Source organism: Mesorhizobium amorphae CCNWGS0123, assembly GCF_001686985.1.
Lineage (GTDB): Bacteria > Pseudomonadota > Alphaproteobacteria > Rhizobiales > Rhizobiaceae > Mesorhizobium > Mesorhizobium amorphae.
Genome location: NZ_CP015318.1, coordinates 2,964,161 through 2,981,369, shown reverse-complemented (window position 1 = coordinate 2,981,369; position 17,209 = coordinate 2,964,161). Strand labels below are relative to the sequence as shown.

General features: G+C 64.0%; 17 protein-coding genes. 5 read left to right on the top strand and 12 right to left on the bottom strand.

Annotated features, from left to right (window positions below; translation table 11 throughout):
- Positions 1–5 precede the first annotated feature (5 nt).
- Positions 6–530, top strand: coding sequence for a SixA phosphatase family protein (locus A6B35_RS13865; protein WP_006201545.1), 525 nt, complete (start codon positions 6–8; stop codon positions 528–530).
- Between the two features lie 97 nt (positions 531–627).
- Here the strand turns inward: A6B35_RS13865 and A6B35_RS13860 are convergent, their stop codons facing one another.
- Positions 628–861 (bottom strand): DUF680 domain-containing protein, encoded by a 234-nt coding sequence (locus tag A6B35_RS13860; protein ID WP_006201546.1) that lies wholly within the window; start codon positions 859–861, stop codon positions 628–630.
- Positions 862–1,345: 484 nt separating this feature from the next.
- On the opposite strand from A6B35_RS13860, the gene A6B35_RS13855 reads away from it, so the two are divergent.
- Both A6B35_RS13855 and A6B35_RS13850 read left to right on the top strand, forming a co-directional pair.
- Positions 1,346–2,014, top strand: a complete 669-nt coding sequence (locus A6B35_RS13855) for a response regulator (RefSeq protein ID WP_006201547.1) — start codon at positions 1,346–1,348, stop codon at positions 2,012–2,014.
- A complete protein-coding gene (locus A6B35_RS13850; RefSeq protein WP_006201548.1) occupies positions 2,004–3,356 on the top strand; it encodes a sensor histidine kinase in 1,353 nt (450 codons plus the stop codon). Before A6B35_RS13855 ends, A6B35_RS13850 begins: the two co-directional genes overlap by 11 nt.
- On the opposite strand, the gene A6B35_RS13845 is transcribed toward A6B35_RS13850, so the two are convergent.
- The 7 genes from A6B35_RS13845 to A6B35_RS13815 form a co-directional block, all read right to left on the bottom strand.
- Positions 3,357–4,235: an ABC transporter permease gene (locus A6B35_RS13845; RefSeq protein WP_006201549.1), complete on the bottom strand. Its 879-nt coding sequence runs from the start codon at positions 4,233–4,235 to the stop codon at positions 3,357–3,359. It lies immediately after the preceding gene.
- 101 nt (positions 4,236–4,336) lie between these two features.
- Entirely contained in the window at positions 4,337–5,191 is an 855-nt protein-coding gene (locus tag A6B35_RS13840) for an ABC transporter ATP-binding protein (RefSeq protein WP_006201551.1), read from the bottom strand.
- Positions 5,192–5,350: 159 nt separating this feature from the next.
- On the bottom strand, positions 5,351–6,364 hold the full coding sequence (locus A6B35_RS13835) for an ABC transporter substrate-binding protein (protein ID WP_006201552.1): 1,014 nt from the start codon (positions 6,362–6,364) through the stop codon (positions 5,351–5,353).
- Positions 6,365–6,539: 175 nt separating this feature from the next.
- Entirely contained in the window at positions 6,540–7,313 is a 774-nt protein-coding gene (gene dapB, locus A6B35_RS13830) for a 4-hydroxy-tetrahydrodipicolinate reductase (protein WP_006201556.1), read from the bottom strand.
- A gap of 62 nt (positions 7,314–7,375) precedes the next feature.
- On the bottom strand, positions 7,376–8,185 hold the full coding sequence (locus A6B35_RS13825; protein WP_006201557.1) for an agmatinase family protein: 810 nt from the start codon (positions 8,183–8,185) through the stop codon (positions 7,376–7,378).
- Between the two features lie 179 nt (positions 8,186–8,364).
- A complete protein-coding gene (locus A6B35_RS13820) occupies positions 8,365–10,509 on the bottom strand; it encodes a molybdopterin-dependent oxidoreductase (RefSeq protein ID WP_006201558.1) in 2,145 nt (714 codons plus the stop codon).
- An 87-nt stretch (positions 10,510–10,596) separates the two neighbouring features.
- Entirely contained in the window at positions 10,597–12,474 is a 1,878-nt protein-coding gene (locus A6B35_RS13815) for an ABC-F family ATP-binding cassette domain-containing protein (RefSeq protein ID WP_006201559.1), read from the bottom strand.
- A 343-nt stretch (positions 12,475–12,817) separates the two neighbouring features.
- Here A6B35_RS13815 and A6B35_RS13810 point away from each other — a divergent pair, with 343 nt between their 5' ends.
- The gene (locus A6B35_RS13810; protein ID WP_006201560.1) at positions 12,818–13,018 is read left to right on the top strand and encodes a hypothetical protein; all 201 of its coding nucleotides are present in this window, start codon (positions 12,818–12,820) and stop codon (positions 13,016–13,018) included.
- A 131-nt stretch (positions 13,019–13,149) separates the two neighbouring features.
- On the opposite strand, the gene A6B35_RS13805 is transcribed toward A6B35_RS13810, so the two are convergent.
- The 4 genes from A6B35_RS13805 to A6B35_RS36205 all read right to left on the bottom strand — a co-directional run bounded on the left by A6B35_RS13805 (position 13,150) and on the right by A6B35_RS36205 (position 15,797).
- Entirely contained in the window at positions 13,150–13,596 is a 447-nt protein-coding gene (locus A6B35_RS13805) for a Ros/MucR family transcriptional regulator (RefSeq protein ID WP_006201562.1), read from the bottom strand.
- Positions 13,597–13,761: 165 nt separating this feature from the next.
- A complete protein-coding gene (locus tag A6B35_RS13800; protein WP_006201563.1) occupies positions 13,762–13,965 on the bottom strand; it encodes a hypothetical protein in 204 nt (67 codons plus the stop codon).
- Positions 13,958–14,905 carry a DMT family transporter gene (locus A6B35_RS13795; RefSeq protein WP_006201564.1) on the bottom strand — a complete coding sequence of 316 codons (948 nt, stop codon included), beginning with the start codon at positions 14,903–14,905 and terminating at the stop codon, positions 13,958–13,960. Before A6B35_RS13795 ends, A6B35_RS13800 begins: the two co-directional genes overlap by 8 nt.
- A 58-nt stretch (positions 14,906–14,963) precedes the next feature.
- Positions 14,964–15,797: a hypothetical protein gene (locus A6B35_RS36205; protein ID WP_006201565.1), complete on the bottom strand. Its 834-nt coding sequence runs from the start codon at positions 15,795–15,797 to the stop codon at positions 14,964–14,966.
- A 111-nt stretch (positions 15,798–15,908) separates the two neighbouring features.
- On the opposite strand from A6B35_RS36205, the gene A6B35_RS13785 reads away from it, so the two are divergent.
- Complete coding sequence (locus tag A6B35_RS13785; protein WP_006201566.1) at positions 15,909–16,862, top strand: LysR substrate-binding domain-containing protein; 954 nt, start codon at positions 15,909–15,911, stop codon at positions 16,860–16,862.
- Positions 16,863–17,209 lie beyond the last annotated feature (347 nt).

Below are 17,209 nucleotides of genomic sequence, written 5' to 3'. Positions count from 1 at the left end.
CTGGCATGGCGACAACCAGGCAACTGCTTGTGCTACGCCACGCCAAGTCGAGCTGGGACGACCCGAAGCTCGCCGATATAGACCGGCCACTCGGACCGCGCGGGTTGAAGACGGCGCCGCTAATGGGGCGCGAATTGGCCCGGCGCGGCTGGCTGCCGGACCTGGCGCTGGTTTCGTCGGCGCTGCGCACCCGCGACACCTGGCGGCTGGTCTCGGCGGAGCTGCCAAAAAAAGTGCCTGCGGATTTTGCCTTGGCGCTCTATGAAGCCACCGCGGCGGACATCCTGGCCAAGGTGCGGCAGGCAAAGCCAAAGGCGGGCAGCCTTCTGGTGCTTGGCCACAATCCCGGGCTGGAAGAGTTCGCACGCCGGCTTGCCGGCGACGGATCGGATGCCGAGGCGCTGAAGAAGCTCGAGGAGAAATTCCCGACCGCGGCGCTGGCCCGTTTTGACTTCGACGGCGAGTGGGCTGACCTCACCTTCGGCAGTGGCTGGCTGACGCATTGCATCAGGCCGAAGGAATTGGGCTAGCCGCGCTTCGTTGCAGAAGATCGGCAGAAAGCGGCGGGACTAGCCCGCCGCTTTGAGGTCTTTCAAGGACCGAACCGATCGGCGATTGCCGAACAGATCAGCGGCCCCAGATGCCCTGGCCGGATTCAGGCTGGTTGGAATCGGGCGTCAATTTGAAGCCGTTGTGCTCGACCGGCTTGCGGATCGAAGCCGTGAAGCTGTGGTCGAGGTTGTCGGCAGGCGCGGTGACGGCCGGCTGGTTGACGTTGTTCGAACCATAGTGGTCGCTGCCGGCGAAGGCGCTGCCCGTGGCAACGAGGATGGCGACGGCGGTAAGAGCGATCTTGGTCATTTCATGTACTCCGGTAGTTCACTAGTCTGTCCGTCAAGTGGCGTGCCTTGGGAGGAATTCGCGTCGCTCGGACCACCCCGAAATGGGTCTGTGGTGTTGCCATTTCCAGTCACGAAGATGTGCCTGAAAAACCTCCGACGCGGCGCTTGAAATCGGGATAGAGACTCTGGCTGCCACAATGTTTCGAAGCGATATCAATAATTTATGAGAAAGTGCCCGACGCAAGCGTCAAAATTCGCTGGGTCGACGTTCACACCGTTATGCACAGTGCGTCAACATAAATCGAACCGAACAGTTCGGTTTCATGGCGCCTGGCGGAAATTGTGCACCCAAGGGACTGCGGCGATGTGCCAGCTAAGGTGTTTGCCTTGCGGGCGGATCGATATTATCCGTTGTGCACTGGCATCCAATCGGACGCTGCCTGGCCGCGTTCGTCGAAGGCCGATGAGACCCGGCGGGCAGCATTCCTGAACAGCGATAGAAAATGCGGCTGCTGCTTGTCGAAGACAATCGCGAACTGGCCGATTGGCTGGGCAAGACCTTGCGCCAGGCGAACTATGTCGTCGACGTCGTGCATGACGGCGAGGATGTCGAGCATGCCTTGGCCGCCGGCGACCATGCGCTGGTTATCCTCGACCTGGCGCTGCCGCGCATGGGCGGGATGGAGGTGCTGCGCATGCTCAGGGCGCGTGGTAACCGGGTGCCGGTCATCGTGCTGACCGCCAACGCCAGCCTCGACGGCCGCGTCAAGGGCCTCAACGAAGGCGCCGACGACTATCTGGCCAAGCCGTTCCAGATCGAGGAACTGGAGGCACGCATCCGCGTCCAACTGCGGCGCGTTAACGACCGGACCGCGCCCGTCGTCGCCTGCGGGGATCTCGTCTTCGACACCAACACGCGGCTGTTTTCGGTGGCCGGCGACACGCTGGCGCTGACGCCGCGCGAGCATGCGGTGCTGGAGCAATTGATGGTCAAGGCGGGGCGGACGGTAAGCAAGGCGGCGCTGTCGTCGGCGATCTTCGATTTCGAGACAGACGCCGACCCCAGCGCCATCGAGATCTATGTGCATAGGCTGCGCAAGAAGCTCGAGGGATCGCGGGTCCAGATCGCCACCTTGCGTGGCCTCGGCTATCTGCTGCGCGATGCAAGTTAGAAGCCTCCGCCTGCAGCTGCTGGCCTGGGTGGTGCTGCCGCTCGCCGGGCTCGCCACCATCAACCTGTGGACCAGCCACCGCAGCGCGCTGGCGACCGCCGACCTGGTCACGGATCGCATGCTGGTAGGGTCGGCGCGCGCGATCGCCGAGCAGGTCGCCATCGTCGACGGCGTGCTCGACGCCACGGTGCCGCCGGCGGCGATCGAGATGTTCGACACCGGCGACCGCGACAGCGTCTACTATCGTGTCGAGACCGCCGGCGGGCGGCTGCTGACCGGCTATCCCGACCTGCCGGTGGCGCCGGGGCGCCCAAGCATGAAAACCGTCTATCGCGACCGCGAACTGCGGCTGCTGACTTACAGCCATGCGGTGGTCGGCGCCGGCGCGGACTCGCCGATAGCCGTCACCGTCGGCGTCACGCTGGCCGGACACGATGCGATGGTACGGCATTTGTGGTTCAGCGCCTTCGGCCAGCAGCTGGCGCTGGTGGCGATTGCCGGCGTCTTCGTGCTGCTCGGCCTGCGCCGCGGCCTGGCGCCGCTGATCCGGCTGCGCGACGCCGTGCGCTCGCCAAGCCGCAGCGACCTCGATCCGATTGAAGTCACCGGCGCGCAGAGCGAGATCCGGCCGCTGATCGATGCGCTCAACGTCTATATGGAACGCGTGCGAGCGCAGATGGCGGCGCAGCGCCGCTTCATCGCCAATGCCGCGCATCAGTTGCGCACGCCGCTGGCGCTGCTGTCGACGCAGGCGAGCTACGCGCTGCGCGAAGGTGCCGCCGAGGCGCGCCAGGAGGCACTGGTGGCGCTGCAGGCCAGTTCCGGCCGGCTGGCGCGGCTGGCCGAACAGCTGCTCACCCTGTCGCGGGCCGAGCCCGGCAGCCGGCGGCCGCGCGCCGACCGTGTCGACCTGACCGAGGCCGCCCGCCATGTGCTGGAGACGCAGGCGCCTGCGGCTCTCGCGCGCAACATCGATCTCGGTCTTGACGAAACCGGGCCGGTGACGGTGGTCGGTGACGGCACCATGCTGCGCGAGATGATCGTCAACCTGGTCGATAATGCGTTGCGCTACACGCCGGCCGGCGGCACCGTCACCGTCAAGCTGGCCTCCATCAATGGCGAAGCGGTCCTGACGGTCGCCGACGACGGGCCGGGCATCCCGGCGGACGAGCGCGAGCATGTCTTCGAGCGCTTCTACCGCATCGCCGGCGCGACCGAGGAAGGCAGCGGGCTCGGCCTGGCAATCGTGCGCGAGGTGGTCGAAAATGCCGGCGGCCGCGTCACCCTTGCGGATGGCGCGGCCGGCGGCTTGGTGGTCGAGGTGCGGCTGCCCCTGGCCTGATCAGGCCCCCTGCTCGTTGAACGGAGCCGGGCGCCATTTGACGACATAGTTCTCGAAGCGGGTGATAATGAATTCCACCACCAGCGCCATCACCGCCAGGATGATCATGGCGGCAAACACGCCATTGGCGTTGAAGGCGCCCTGCGCCGTCGAGATCAGCAGACCCATGCCTTGCTTGGCGCCGAGGAATTCGCCGACCACGGCGCCGACCAGCGCGAAGCCGAAGCTGACATGCAGGCTGGCCAGGATCCAGCTCATCGCCGACGGGATGATGACGGTGCGGGTGATCTGGAACGGCGAGGCGCCAAGAATCTGGGCGTTGGCGATCATCGCCCGGTCGGCTTCGCGCACGCCCTGGAAGGCATTGGCGAAGACGACGAAGAACACCATCACCACCGCCAGCGCCACCTTGGAAGCCATGCCGAGGCCAAGCGCGATGATGAACACCGAGCCGAGCACGACACGCGGCACCGAATTGGCGATCTTGATGTAGATGGAAAAGACATCGGCGAGCAGCCTGTTCCGGCCAAGGATGATGCCGGCGGCGATGCCGCCAAGGGCACCGATGACGAAGCCGAGGAAGGTTTCCTCCAGCGTCACATAGATCTGCAGCCAGAGCGGGCCTTGCGAGGTGCCTTCGGTGATCCACGACCAGATCTGCTGCCAGATTCCGGAGGGGCTGGCGAAGAAGAACGGGTCGATGAAATTGTAATCGGCACCGAGTTCCCACAGGCCGAGGAAGACGACGAGGATAGCCAGGCGCAAGCCGATGACCAGCGCATGGCGTCGGCGCAGCCGCGCCTTCGCCCGGCCTTCGGCAACGGCGATGGAGGCGTCGCGGGTGGCGGCATGGTCGGCGGTGGGAGAGATGGCGGTCATGGCGGTTTCTCCTCTCGGAGCAATTCCAGGAAAAATGCTAAGCGGTTTTCCGTCCGGAATTGCGAAAAAACAAAACCATTAGAGCGGGTCAGCGACCCGCTCTAATGGCCGGTCTGCAAAGTGCGGCACTGGCCGAGCTGCACTTCCTCGCGCAAATCGTTCCAGATCACCTTGGCGATCTCGATGAACTTCGGATCGTAGCGGATGTCGGCCATGACGCGCGGGCGCGGCAGGTCGATGCGGTAGACGCTCTTGACCGTGCCCGGCCCCGCCGTCAGCACATAGACCTTGTCGGCCAGCGCCACCGCCTCCTCGAGGTCGTGGGTGACGAAGACGACGGAGGATTTCTGCTCCGACCACAGACCCAGAAGTTCATCCTGCATGGCCGTGCGGGTCTGCATGTCGAGTGCGCTGAACGGCTCGTCCATCAAGAGGATCTTGGGCTGGTTGATGAAGGTCTGGGCGAGCGCGACGCGCTTGCGCATGCCGCCGGAGAGCTGGTGGGGATAATGCTTTTCAAAGCGGCCGAGGCCGACGCGGCCGATCCAGTCGCGCGCCCGCTCATAGGCCTGCGCCTTCGGTGTGCCGCGATAGAGCGGACCGGCGGCGACATTATCGATGACGCTGCGCCACGGAAACAGCGCATCGGCCTGGAAGACGAAGCCGATGTCGCGGCTGATGTCGGTGACCGGGTTGCCCATGACACGGACATTGCCGGTGGTCGGTCTGAGCAGGCCGGTGACGAGGTTGAGTGTCGTCGACTTGCCGCAGCCGGTCGGCCCGACGACGCAGGCGAACTCACCGCGCGCCACCGTCATGGTGAAGTCGCGGATCGCCGTCATCATGTGGCCGTCGGGCGTGACGAAGCGCAGCGTCACATCGTCGATGGCGATCGCGGCATCGGCCGGCGGCGCGGCCTGAGACAGCCTCTCGGCCGCCATGGGTTGCAGTTGCATGGCACACTCCTGTCGCAGTGGGGGCAAGGGAGACCACGGCGCAGCCGCGGGTCTCCTGGTGGTCTGGCGAGGGCCGCGCTGCCGGTTTGATTCAGGCGAACGGCGCAAACCCTTGTTCTTCAACGGGCGATACGGAAACCGATGCCCGTGGGTGCGACGCTACCTGGCGGCGTCGACGAACGCAGTCGTGTAGGTCTTCGACAGGTCGATCTGCTTGCCCTGCAGGCTCTTGGAGAATGTCGAGAGGATCTTGAGCACGGTCGGCGGGCCGTCCGCCGGCATGCGGCCGTCGGGCGTGAACATCGCCTTGCCGCCGGCCAGCCCCTGCACGTAGAGGTCCCTGTTGCCAGCGTAATAATCCTTCGGCATCTTGTCGGCGATTTCTTCGGCCGAATGCGTGGCGATGAATTTCATCGTCTTGACGAAGGCATTGGCGAGCTTCTGTGCCTCGTCCTTGTGGTCATCGAGCCAGGCGGACTGGACGTAGAAGGACGCCGCCGGATAGGGCCCGCCGAGCGCTTCCTTGGTCTTTTCGGGCGTGCGCATGTCGACCAGGACGCTGGCCTCGCCGGTCTTCAGCAACTGGGCGATGGTCGGCTCGGTGGTCATGCCGGCCTGGATCTGGTCCTGCTTGACGGCGGCGATGAAGGTGTTGCCGGCGCCGACCGGCAGCAGCGTGTAGTCGCCAGGCTTCAGCCCGTTGCGGATGGCAAGGTACTGACTGAGGAAATCGGTCGAGGAGCCAAGGCCGGTGACGCCGAGCGTGGCGCCCTTGAAGTCGGCCGGCGACTTGATCTCCGGGTGCTTGGCGGAGACCAGCTCGACCTCGCCCGGCGCCTGGCTGAACTGAACGATCGACTGGATGTACTTGCCCTTCGACTGCAGGTCGACGGTGTGGTCGTAGAAGCCGACGACGCCCTGCACAGCGCCGGCCAGCAGTTCATTCTCGGCCTCGACGCCGGCGCGCGAATTGACGAGCTCGACATCGAGCCCCTGGTCCTTGAAGTAGCCGAGCTGCTGGGCCAGCACCGCCGGCAGATAGATCTGCTTTTCCATGCCGCCGACGATGATGGTGATCTTGTCGGCCGCAGATGCCGCCGAGGCACCCGTGGCAGCGATGGCCAACGCCAGCGCCGCTGAACGCAAGGCGCACTTCGAGATGATACCGGTCACAAAACTTCCTCCACCTGAGCGGCGCGCCAAAAGGCTGCGCCGCATTTCCTCCTCGCCGGCCACCAGGACCGGTCACGCGGTAAGCACCGCGGCACCGTCATGGCATGGCCAAGCTTTCAGCTGGCTTTCAGCCGTTCGATGACGGGAAATAGTCGAAATCAGCCAGGATTGCTCATCACGAGGCGTTGAACCCAAGCACGTCGCGCATGTCGTATTGGCCGGGCGGGCGTCCGGCCACCCATAGCGCCGCGGCGATGGCGCCGCACGCGAACATGATACGGTCGCCGGCCGAATGCGACAGGGTGACCACCTCGCCCTCGGCGCAGAAGCCGACACTGTGCTCCCCGACGATGCTGCCGCCGCGCATCACCGCGAAGCCGATCTCGCCTTGCGGGCGCGGGCCGATGATGCCGACGCGGGTGCGCCGCGCCACGACGCCGAGGTCGATGCCACGTCCTTTGGCAGCGGCCTCACCCAGCATCAGCGCCGTGCCCGACGGCGCGTCGACCTTGGAGCGATGATGCGCCTCGAATATCTCGACATCCCAATCCTCGGGACCGAGTGCGCTTGCCGCCTGCTCGACCAGTCCAACCAGCACGTTGAGCCCGAGCGAGTAGCTGCCGGAGCGCACGATGGCGATGGTTTTGGCCGCAGCGGCAATCGCGGCGAGCTCCCCGTCGTCGAAGCCGGTCGAGCCGATCACCAGTGCCGGCCCGCCACGGGCGGCGCAGGCTTCGGCGAGTGCCACGGAAGCGGCCGGCGTGGTGAAGTCGATGACCACGTCGGCAGCGGCCAGGGCCTCGTCGCGACTGACCAACCCCTCGCCGGCGGCGCCGGGCCGATGGAAGCGAGCGGCCAGCGCCAGCCGGGGATCAGCCTCGATGGCCACCGCCATCTGCCGGCCCATGCGGCCGAGCGCGCCGGCAATGGCTATCCTGAGGGGTGGCATGGCATTTCCTGTTGAAAGGCGAGTCGGAACAATCGTCTAGCACGCCGCCTTGCCAAATTGATTCAGCCGGCAGTCGCGCCGTTGGTCTTCAGCATCATGCCGGCGATCTCCTTCACCAGCTTGGCGGCAACCAGTGCCGTCAGGTTGGAGACATCCTGGCTTGAATTGTATTCGACGACATCGGCAGCGACGATTCGTTGGTCGATGCCCTGGATGAGGCTGATCAACTGCCGGGTCGACAGTCCGCCCGGCTCGCGGTGGGAGACGCCAGGCGCAAAGGCCGGATCGAGACCGTCGAGATCCACCGAGAGGTAGACGGGCGTCTTGAGCTCGAGCCGCAGACCTTCGCTGAAATGGCGCGCCTCTACCACCTCGACGCCGAAGCGCCCGATCTGGTCGCGAAGGTCATCATTGAGGGTGCGCAGGCCGATCTGGATCAGCCGGTCGGCCAGCTGCTCCTCCATGATGCGGGCGAAGGACGAGGTGTGCGAGCGCAGATTGTCCTGATAGGCGGGATAGATGTCGGGGTGGGCGTCGATCTGGACGATCGTCAGGCTTGGGTGGCGGCGACGCACGGCGCGCAGAACCGGCCAGGCGATGGCATGGTCGCCGCCGAGGCTGATCAGCGGATGGCCAGCATCCAGCGCGCGTCCGACCTCGGCCTCGATCCGCTCCCACGGGTCGCCCGCGCCGGTAAAGTCGATGTCGCCATGGTCGACGAAGCGATCCGTCAGATCGAAGCCGGTTTCGCTCCACGAGCTGTGGGCGTCGCTTTGCAATTCGCGCCTGATCAGTGCCGGCGCTGCCGCCGCGCCGCGCAGATAGGACGAATTCTCGTCATGCGGTATTCCCAGCAGCGAAATCCCGGCCATGGCATCCTCCTTCGTCTCAGCTGAGGGGAGCCTCTATAGACGCGGGAGCTGGCAGCCGCGACGGCAGGCATTTGGGCCAGATGCCAAATGTGGAACCCACCGCTGGAGCGGTTCATCGTTTCACGGAAACGCCGAACCGCTCTATCTCTTTGTTTTGACGCAATTCCCAAGGGAAAGCGCTACGCACTTTTCCTGGAATTGCTCTGGGCGCCCAGCTCTTCCGCCTTGCGCAGCCAGACCTTGTTGTCGTGCAGCGCCGCACCGCCATAGGGCGCAGGCGCATCGGCGCCGGTCAGGACGTTGATGCCTTCGCCGCGCTCATGCGCGCTGTTCGGCCAGATGCCTTCGGCGATCACCACGCCGCGCTTGATGCCGTCGAACAGTTTGGCATGCAGCACCACTTCGCCGCGCTGGTTGCCAACCTCGACGCGGGCGCCATCGGCAAGCCCGAGAGCGGCTGCGTCGTCGGGGTGCAGCAGCAGTTCCGGCCTGCCTTCCTTGGCCTTCGACACCGGCGTCTCGGCGAAGGTCGAGTTGAGGAAGTTGCGCGCCGGCGAGGTCGTCAGCCGGAACGGGTGCGCTTCATCCGCCACCTCGATCAAGTCGACATGATCGGGGAGTTCCGGCAGCCGTTCCACCGGGCCGAACAGGCCCATGCTCTTCGGCGGCCGGTTGGGCGCGGCCTGCCCGGTCCAGTCCGCGCGAAAGCGGAATTTTCCGTCCGGATGGCCGAAACCATTGATGAAATGCGCGGTCTCGAAATCCGGCTGCAGGTCGACCCATTTTTGCTCTTTCAGGCTGTCGAAGCTGCCCAGCCCGCGCTTGCCGAGAATGATGTCGATATGTTCTCGCTCGGTGAGGCCGAAGCCCGGCCGGTCGGCGACGCCGAGCCGCTTGCCAAGTTCCTCGATGACGAAGTGGTTGGTGCGAGGCCCTTCCGGCGGGTCGATCAGCTTCGGGCCGAGCATGATGTGCTGGTTGCCGCCGCCCTTGTAGACGTCGTCATGCTCCAGAAACATCGTCGCCGGCAGCACGACGTCGGCAAGTTTTGCCGTATCGGTCATGAACTGCTCGTGCACGCAAGAGAAGAGGTCGTCGCGCAGGAAGCCTTGGCGTACCAGCCGCTGCTCGGGCGCGACATTCACCGGATTGGTATTCTGGATCAGCAGCGCCGTCACCGGCGGGCCGCCATAGAGCGCGTCCGCCGCTCCGGTCAGCACAGGGCCGATGCGCGAATGGTCGAGATGGCGGACGCTGGGGTCGCGCATCGCGGTGCCTTCGAGCACATCCTGGTTCAGCTTGAAGATGCCGGAATTGGAGTGGAAGGCACCGCCGCCTTCATACTGCCAGCTGCCGGTGACGGCGGCGATGCAGGACGCCGCATGCATGTTGACCGCGCCGTTGCGCTGGCGCGCAAAGCCGTAGCCAAGGCGAAAATAGGTTCTCCTGGTCGTGCCGACGAGGCGGGCGAAGGTCTCGATCTCTGCCACGTCGAGCCCGGTGATCGAAGCCGCCCATTCCGGGGTGCGCTCCTTTAGATGCTCTTCCAGACCACGCGGATCGTCGGTGTATTTTTCCAAATAGACGCGGTCGGCCATGCCTTCCTTGAACAGCACATGCATGACCGCGCAGGCCAGCGCGCCATCGGTGCCGGGCTTCAGCACCAGGCCGAGATCGGCCTGCTTCATCGTCGCGTTCTCGTAGACGTCGATAACGACGATCTTGGCGCCACGCTCCTTGCGCGCCTTGATGGCGTGGGTCATGACGTTGACCTGCGTGACCACGGCATTGGTGCCCCAGATCACAACGCAGTCGGACTTGGCCATCTCGCGCGGGTCGGGTCCGCGCAGCGCGCCCGCCCCCACCATCCAGCCGGTCCAGGCCAGGTTGGTGCAGATCGAGCCGAAGAAGCCGGAGTACTTTTTCGCGTGGCGCAGCCGGTCGATGCCGTCGCGCTGCACCAGCCCCATCGTGCCGGCATAGAAATATGGCCAGACCGTCTGCGAGCCGTGCCTTTCCTCGGCCGCGATTAACTTCTCGGCGACGAGGTCGAGCGCGGCTTCCCAACTCGCTTCCTTCCAGGCGCCTTCGCCCTTGGCGCCGGCCCGCACCAGCGGCTTCAGCAGGCGATCAGGGTGATGGACACGGTCGGCATAGCGCGCAACCTTGGCGCAGATGACGCCAGCCGTATAGCTGTTGGCCTTGGCGCCATGGACGCGGCCGATGCGCTTGTCGTCGAGCAGTTCGACCTCGAGCGCGCAGGTCGACGGGCAATCATGCGGACAGGCCGAATGGCCGATGCGAAGCTTGGCGTGCTGGTTCATGGGCGGGTGTGTAGCGGGTTTCGCGGGTGGCGTGTAGGGCCAGACGATTAGCCAATCTCCCCCCAAGTGGGGGAGCTCACGCTACCCCTACTCCGCGGTGCCTTCCTCATACTCCGCCGACATGGTCAGCCATTTCTCCTCGTTGCCGGCCAGCGTCTGGGCAAGCTGCGAGCGCTCCTTGGCTAGCCGTGTCGCAGTCGACGGATCCTTCTCGTAGATCGCCGGATTGGCGAGTTCGTCCTCGATCAGGTCCATGCGCTTGCGGATGCGGTCCATCAGCGCTTCGGTGGCGCGGATTTCCTTGGCCAGCGGCTCGAAGGCGGCGCGTCTCGCGGCCGCCTCGCGACGGCGGTCGGCCTTCGACGCCTTGTCAGCTTCGCGCCGCTCGCGGCGGTCGCCGGAGACGCCGGTTACCAGCGTCTTGTAGTCCTCGAGGTCGCCATCATACGGATTGACCGCGCCGTCCTTGACCAGCCACAGCCGGTCGGCCGTCGCTTCCAAAAGATGGCGGTCGTGCGAGATCAGGATCACGGCGCCGGGAAACTCGTTCAGCGCATGGATCAGCGATTCACGGCTGTCGATGTCGAGATGGTTGGTCGGCTCGTCGAGGATGAACAGGTTCGGCCCTTCGAAGGCCGACAGGCCCATCAGCAGCCGCGCCTTCTCGCCGCCCGACAGGTCCTTGGCGGCGGTGTTCATCTTTTCGGTGGTCAGGCCGAACTGGGCGACGCGGCCGCGCACCTTCGATTCCGGTGCCTCCGGCATCAGCCGGCGGACATGCTCATAGGCATTTTCCTCCGGCCTGAGATCGTCGAGTTGGTGCTGGGCGAAGATCGCCACTTTCAACCCGGGCGCCACCGTCATGGTGCCGGTCTCCTGCTTCAAGCGGCCGGACAAAAGCTTGGCGAAGGTCGACTTGCCGTTGCCGTTGGCGCCGAGCAGCGCGATGCGGTCGTCGGCATCGATACGCAGCGTCATCTTCTTCAGGATCGGCTGGCCTTCGGTGTAGCCGACATTGACGCTGTTCAGCGCGATGATCGGCGAGGCCACGGTCTTGACCGGCTCGGGGAAGGAGAACGGCTGCACAGTGTCGTTCACGATCGCCGCGATCGGCTTCATCTTCTCCAGCGCCTTGATGCGCGACTGCGCCTGCCTGGCCTTGGAAGCCTTGGCGCGGAAGCGCTCGACGAAGGACTCCATGTGCTTGCGCGCCGCTTCCTGCTTGACGCGGCCCTTCTCCTGCAATTCCTTCTGCTCGGTGTATTGGCGCTCGAACTGGTCGTAGCCGCCGCGCCAGAAGGTCAGCTTCTTCTGGTCGAGATGGACGATCGAGTTGACGGCACGGTTGAGTAGGTCGCGGTCGTGCGAGATCAAAAGCACGGTGTGCGGATACTTGGAGACGTAGTTCTCCAGCCACAGCGTGCCTTCGAGATCGAGATAGTTGGTCGGCTCGTCGAGCAGCAACAGATCGGGCTCGGAAAACAGCACGGCTGCCAGTGCCACGCGCATGCGCCAGCCGCCGGAGAAGGACGAGGCCGGGCGGCGCTGCGCCGCATCGTCGAAGCCGAGGCCGGCCAGGATGGTGGCGGCGCGGGACTCGGCCGAATGCGCATCGATGTCGGCCAGCCGCATGTGGATGTCGGCGATGCGGTGCGGATCGGTCGCCGTCTTTTCCTCTTCGAGCAGCGCCTGGCGCTCGACATCGGCCTTGAGCACGATCTCGATCAGCGGCTCCTCGGTGCCCGGCGCTTCCTGCGCCACCTGGCCGATGCGGGTGTTCTTCGGCAGGCTGATCGAACCGGTCTCGGAGGGGAAATCGCCGGTGATTGCCTTGAACAACGTCGTCTTGCCGGTGCCGTTGCGGCCGACGAGGCCGGCCTTGGTGCCTGCCGGCAAGGTCAGCGAGGCGTGGTCGAGAAGCAGGCGCCCGGCCATGCGGAGCGAAAGGTCGTTGATAACAAGCATGGCCGCGCTTTTGCACGGGACACCGACGCTTCGCAAGGGCTTGCGGCTGGGCTGGCCGAATAGGCCTCGCCGTCGACGTCGGACGGCCAGACAGCACCACCTGAATCGGCCCGACCCACGTTGCCGAGCAGTAAATCGATTCAACAGGCAACTTGAAGTTCAGCCTCAACATATACTAGCGCATCGCGTGCGCTTCGGATGCGCAAGGACCAGAAAAACTTTGCTCCGGACACGATGTCTTTCGAAGAATTGATTTCAATTTTTGCGCCGATGCTGTGACCTTGTCGTTGGGCCTCGATTCGACTTGGGCGCCAAGAAGAATTTTACTTGGTCAGGAGCCCACATGGACGAGTCAGCGAACGATCTGCGCGCGCTCAGATATGTCGCCGACATCACCCGGAAATTGGCGAAAATGCTATCGCGCACGCGCTATCACATGCTGGTGTATTTTCTCGAGATGACGGCGGTCGAAGCCGACAATCTGGCGAACGCGCAAGATCCGAAACGGATGGGCGCTCAGACGCCGCAGGAACCGAGAAACTGATAGGGCAACGTTGGAGCACGTCAAAGCGCATCGCGTTGAAACGGATTCACGCGACGCGCTTCAAGCCTTTGGTTTATGCATGTCGCCCAAAAGTGCCGCGCACTTTGGGCGACATATCACATAGTTCGCGATCAGCTCTTGGCCTTGCGCTTGGCCGCCTTGGCCGGAGCAGCCACGGCAGGCTTGCGGCCGAGACCAGAAGACTTCGCCAGCGCCGAGCGGGTCGCGGAATAGCTGGGCGCCACCATCGGATAGTCTGGCGCCAGACCCCATTTGGCGCGGTATTCGTCCGGAGTCAGCCCGTGGTCGGTGCTCAGGTGCCGTTTCAGCGACTTGAACTTCTTTCCATCCTCGAGGCAGACGATGTAGTCCGGAAATACCGACCGCTTCGGATTGACGGCCGGCGTCTGCGCCACGCTCTCCTTGACGGCGCTGGCACCAGCCAGCTTGCGCACCGAGGCGCTGACACTGGCGATCAGGTCCGGCAGGCCGGCGGCCGGAAGCGGATTGTTGCCGACATAGGCCGAGACAATGTCGGCGGTGAGTTCGATTGCAGTCCTGTCATCGATATTGTTCAATTTTTTTCCCTCTGCTGGCGATCAAGTCGCCAGCTCTTTTGAAGACTTCTTTGGATGTATCGATTCGCCCCGTTCCCCAACGGACCATCAAGAGTCAGTAACCCATGCAGACTCAATACGATCCGATATTTTCATAGCCGCCTACGGCGGCGCAAATTAGAAAATCTAATACTTGGAAGCGGTCGACTTTGAGTGTACGGAATCGGACAGAATCTCGAGAATACGCTTCCAACGGGCACAACGACCGAAATCTTTCTGCTCAATCGCCTTTTCTGCCTTCATTGCGGCATAGAGCGGCGCCTCGGCGCCGAACTCCCTGACCAGCCAGTGCGCTTCCTGTCTAGCGCGGCGTTCATCCTCGTCAAGCATGGTTTTCGGCCTCCGAACCTTCGATGCCAACCGCAATGCAACTGCCGATGACGAGGACGGCGCCGGCAATGGCCGTCATCGTCAGCCTTTCGCCCGAGAGCGTAAGCAAAAGGGTCGAGGCGATCGGCGTGAGATAGGCGACGACAGCGACCTTGCCGCCCTGGTCGAGCTTCAGTGCCCGCGACCAGAAATAGTAGCCGAGGCCCATCGGACCAGCGCCGAGATAGAGCCCGGCAAGCAGGTATGGGCCGATGTCCCAGGCGACACCGTCGTGAACGCACCACAGGAATGTCAGCGCCACGCCGACCAACGCCGAAGGCAGCAGCAGGCGGTCCGGTGACGTGGCAAGGCGACCGACGACGATCGAGTAGAAGGCCATGCACAGCGCCGACCCGAAGGCGGCGAGATAGCCGGCGAGATTGCCCTGGAACCACGACTGTTCACGCCCGCCCGAAATCACCAGCGCGACGCCGACGAAGCCGAGCGCGGCGGTGATGCCAAGCAGCGCCGGACGACGCGGCCTGTCGAGGACGATGATCGCCGCCGCGACCATCAGCGGCCAGGTGTAGGCGACAAGATTGGCCTCGATGACCGGCATCGAGGCGAAGGCGACATATTGCAGGATCATGGTACCGACAAGGCCGATGATGCCGACGGCGAACGGCACCAGAGCAGCACTCATCCCCGCCCCGTTATCTTGCGGCATCCGTCGCCGGCCGCCATGCCGGCCGATCAGCCGGATCAAGGCAAAGACCAGGGCGGCGCCAACAAATTGCAGGAACTGCACCTGCGACACCGAATGGCTTGCGAGCAGGGATTTGCCGACCAGCGCGTTGGTCGCCCACAGCGCGACCGCGCCGACGGCAAAGACCAGCGCAGACCTCGAGCCCGACGCGCCCAGGGCGGACCGGGACGGGAGTGTATGCTCCTGTTTGACCATGATCTGTTCCGAAATCGAAGGTCAGCTCAGCAAAAACCGGTTCCCGCCCATGGCCTGCTTACCATGATTCCCTTGCGCCGCCCGGCATGGCCGCGTCGAGCGGCTGCGGCACCGGGCGTTCCTCCTCGTGGCGGCGGTAGGCCGGCAGCTGGTTGGTCCACACGTCCTCGGCCAGCTCGTTGACCCATTCGCGGTCCTGGTCGTTGTCGGCGGCCAGATAGAACATGCGGTTGTCGTCGACATAGGGCTTTGCAACCGAGCGCTGGTTGAGCACCAGCGTGACGCGCTCGCCGAGCTGGATCGGAGCTGTGCGGTGGAGCACGCCGAGGAACTGGCCGAGCGTGGCGTAGTTCATCTTGTGGTCGATGCGCATGACGCGGTTGCGCGGGATCTCGCGACCGGATTCGAGGATGGCGCGGCCGGTCTCTGAATCGTCGCAATAGATTTCGAGATGGCCGCCGACCAGCGGATCGCTGATCGACAGCGGAATGAGTTCGGTGACCGGAACGCCGTCGCAATGCCAATCGACGGCGCCATCCCTGGGATTCATGAAGGTGACGGTCGAGCCGACGATCGACAGCGGATAGGGCTCGAGCTTGGTGCCCATCATGTCGGAGAGCCGCTCCAGGCGCATCTTATCGTGCAGCAACTCCTTGATTTCGGGAATGAAACGGTCGGCGCCGGTGATGAAGGTGAGGTCGAGGTGCTTGTGCACGGCGTGGCTGGCCTTGAGCTTGAGCGCAGCCTCCTCGATCGCGGCAAGCAGCGCCGGGTCATAGCCGTGACGATACTGCGCGACGCCGAAACTAGACACTTTCCAGGCCGTCTCGTGGCCGATGATGGCTTCACGGCTCATCGCATACCGCAATTCCGGGATGGTATGTGCGTTCATTGTACTTCTCCAGGATCGGGGACAACACTTGAACGACAGTCGATTAAATTAGCACCCCCTGTAAAATTAGGAATGCTGGTGCTACCCTAAGCCCAGCTTAAGGTCGAAACCGTGCGTCTGCTCAGTCAGGTCAACCTCAATTCGCTGAAAATCGTGGAGAGTGCCGCGAGGCACAGGAATTTCACGCGCGCCGGCGAAGAGCAGTTCATCACCGCCTCCGCGGTCAGCCAGCGCGTCAAGAGCCTCGAGGACCAGCTGCGCTTCAAGATCTTCCAGCGCGGCGGCAATGCCGTCTCGCTGACGCCTGAGGGCGAGACCTATGTGTCGCGCGTGCGCGAAGCGCTGGAGCGGATCGTGGCGGCAAGCATGGAGGCGACCGGACAGTCGCAGGCGCATGTGCTGAAGATTTCGGTGCTGCCGACCTTCGCGGCGCGCTGGCTGTTCCCGCGCCTGCCGGCGTTCCAGCATCAATATCCCGATATCGAGATGCGGGTCTCGACCTCCTATGCCACGCATGAATTCGCGACGTCGGAATTCGACCTCGAAATCCGCTATGGCGACGGCCACTTCCCCGACATGAAGGCGGATCTTCTGTTCAAGGAAGACCTGACGCCGGTATGCAGCCGCAAGCTGTTCCACGAAATTCTCGGTGACAAGCCTTTGTCCAAGGTGACGCCGGAGGATCTGCAGTATTTCACGCTGCTGCATTCCGACACCTGCACCCAGAACTGGCAGTCATGGCTGGGCTTTGCCGGCGCCAGCTTTGTGCTCAGCGAGACCAAAAGCATCTATTTCGATTCCTGCATGATGTCCTACGAGGCGGCCAATGCGGGCATGGGCTTCGCCGTGGCCAACCGCGCCTATATGGCGAGCGACATCCGCGCCGAGCGGCTGGTGGCGCCGTTCGCGGTCCACCATCCCAACACTGCCGGCTGGTATTTCGTCAGCCCGGACACGACGCTGGCAGCGCGCAAGGTGGTGCTGTTCAAGCAATGGGTGATGGCCGAGGCAGCGCTGACGCAACGCCAGCTGGACATCGAGATGAGCGGCGAACGCCAGCAGTGAGGGGCGGCCCACCAGAACCGCCGAACGAACATCAAAGCAAATACATCATTCGATTGCCTCTTGGCGAAAGTTCAAGTTTGCAACTTGCATAGTGCAAGGCAACAAATGAATTTCGAAACGTTTCCTCGAGCAAACCCACCTACGCGATGCACATTTGCAACAGCCCGACGGCTGTTTGCATTCGTACCATGACGCAACGGCAAGACTCAGCTATCTTTCCTTGTGCGGCGGGCCTGATTTCCCGCTTGGCCGGCGCTTTCAGCTTCCTCCCAAGCAGCGCCGGCCTTCTTTTGTGGCCAGCGTGATTTCCCGCCCGATGTCCTGGTCGGGCCACACGCTCTTGCCCT

Bases quoted from the DNA above. Each gene is read 5' to 3' on its own strand.
- A6B35_RS13810 (WP_006201560.1), top strand. From the start codon at position 12,818: ATGGACGAGTCAGCGAACGATCTGCGCGCGCTCAGATATGTCGCCGAC.
- A6B35_RS36205 (WP_006201565.1), bottom strand. From the start codon at position 15,797: ATGAACGCACATACCATCCCGGAATTGCGGTATGCGATGAGCCGTGAA.
- A6B35_RS13820 (WP_006201558.1), bottom strand. From the start codon at position 10,509: ATGAACCAGCACGCCAAGCTTCGCATCGGCCATTCGGCCTGTCCGCAT.
- A6B35_RS13840 (WP_006201551.1), bottom strand. From the start codon at position 5,191: ATGCAACTGCAACCCATGGCGGCCGAGAGGCTGTCTCAGGCCGCGCCG.
- A6B35_RS13825 (WP_006201557.1), bottom strand. From the start codon at position 8,185: ATGGCCGGGATTTCGCTGCTGGGAATACCGCATGACGAGAATTCGTCC.
- A6B35_RS13815 (WP_006201559.1), bottom strand. From the start codon at position 12,474: ATGCTTGTTATCAACGACCTTTCGCTCCGCATGGCCGGGCGCCTGCTT.
- A6B35_RS13855 (WP_006201547.1), top strand. From the start codon at position 1,346: ATGCGGCTGCTGCTTGTCGAAGACAATCGCGAACTGGCCGATTGGCTG.
- A6B35_RS13795 (WP_006201564.1), bottom strand. From the start codon at position 14,905: ATGGTCAAACAGGAGCATACACTCCCGTCCCGGTCCGCCCTGGGCGCG.
- A6B35_RS13800 (WP_006201563.1), bottom strand. From the start codon at position 13,965: ATGCTTGACGAGGATGAACGCCGCGCTAGACAGGAAGCGCACTGGCTG.
- dapB (WP_006201556.1), bottom strand. From the start codon at position 7,313: ATGCCACCCCTCAGGATAGCCATTGCCGGCGCGCTCGGCCGCATGGGC.
- A6B35_RS13865 (WP_006201545.1), top strand. From the start codon at position 6: ATGGCGACAACCAGGCAACTGCTTGTGCTACGCCACGCCAAGTCGAGC.
- A6B35_RS13860 (WP_006201546.1), bottom strand. From the start codon at position 861: ATGACCAAGATCGCTCTTACCGCCGTCGCCATCCTCGTTGCCACGGGC.
- A6B35_RS13845 (WP_006201549.1), bottom strand. From the start codon at position 4,235: ATGACCGCCATCTCTCCCACCGCCGACCATGCCGCCACCCGCGACGCC.
- A6B35_RS13850 (WP_006201548.1), top strand. From the start codon at position 2,004: ATGCAAGTTAGAAGCCTCCGCCTGCAGCTGCTGGCCTGGGTGGTGCTG.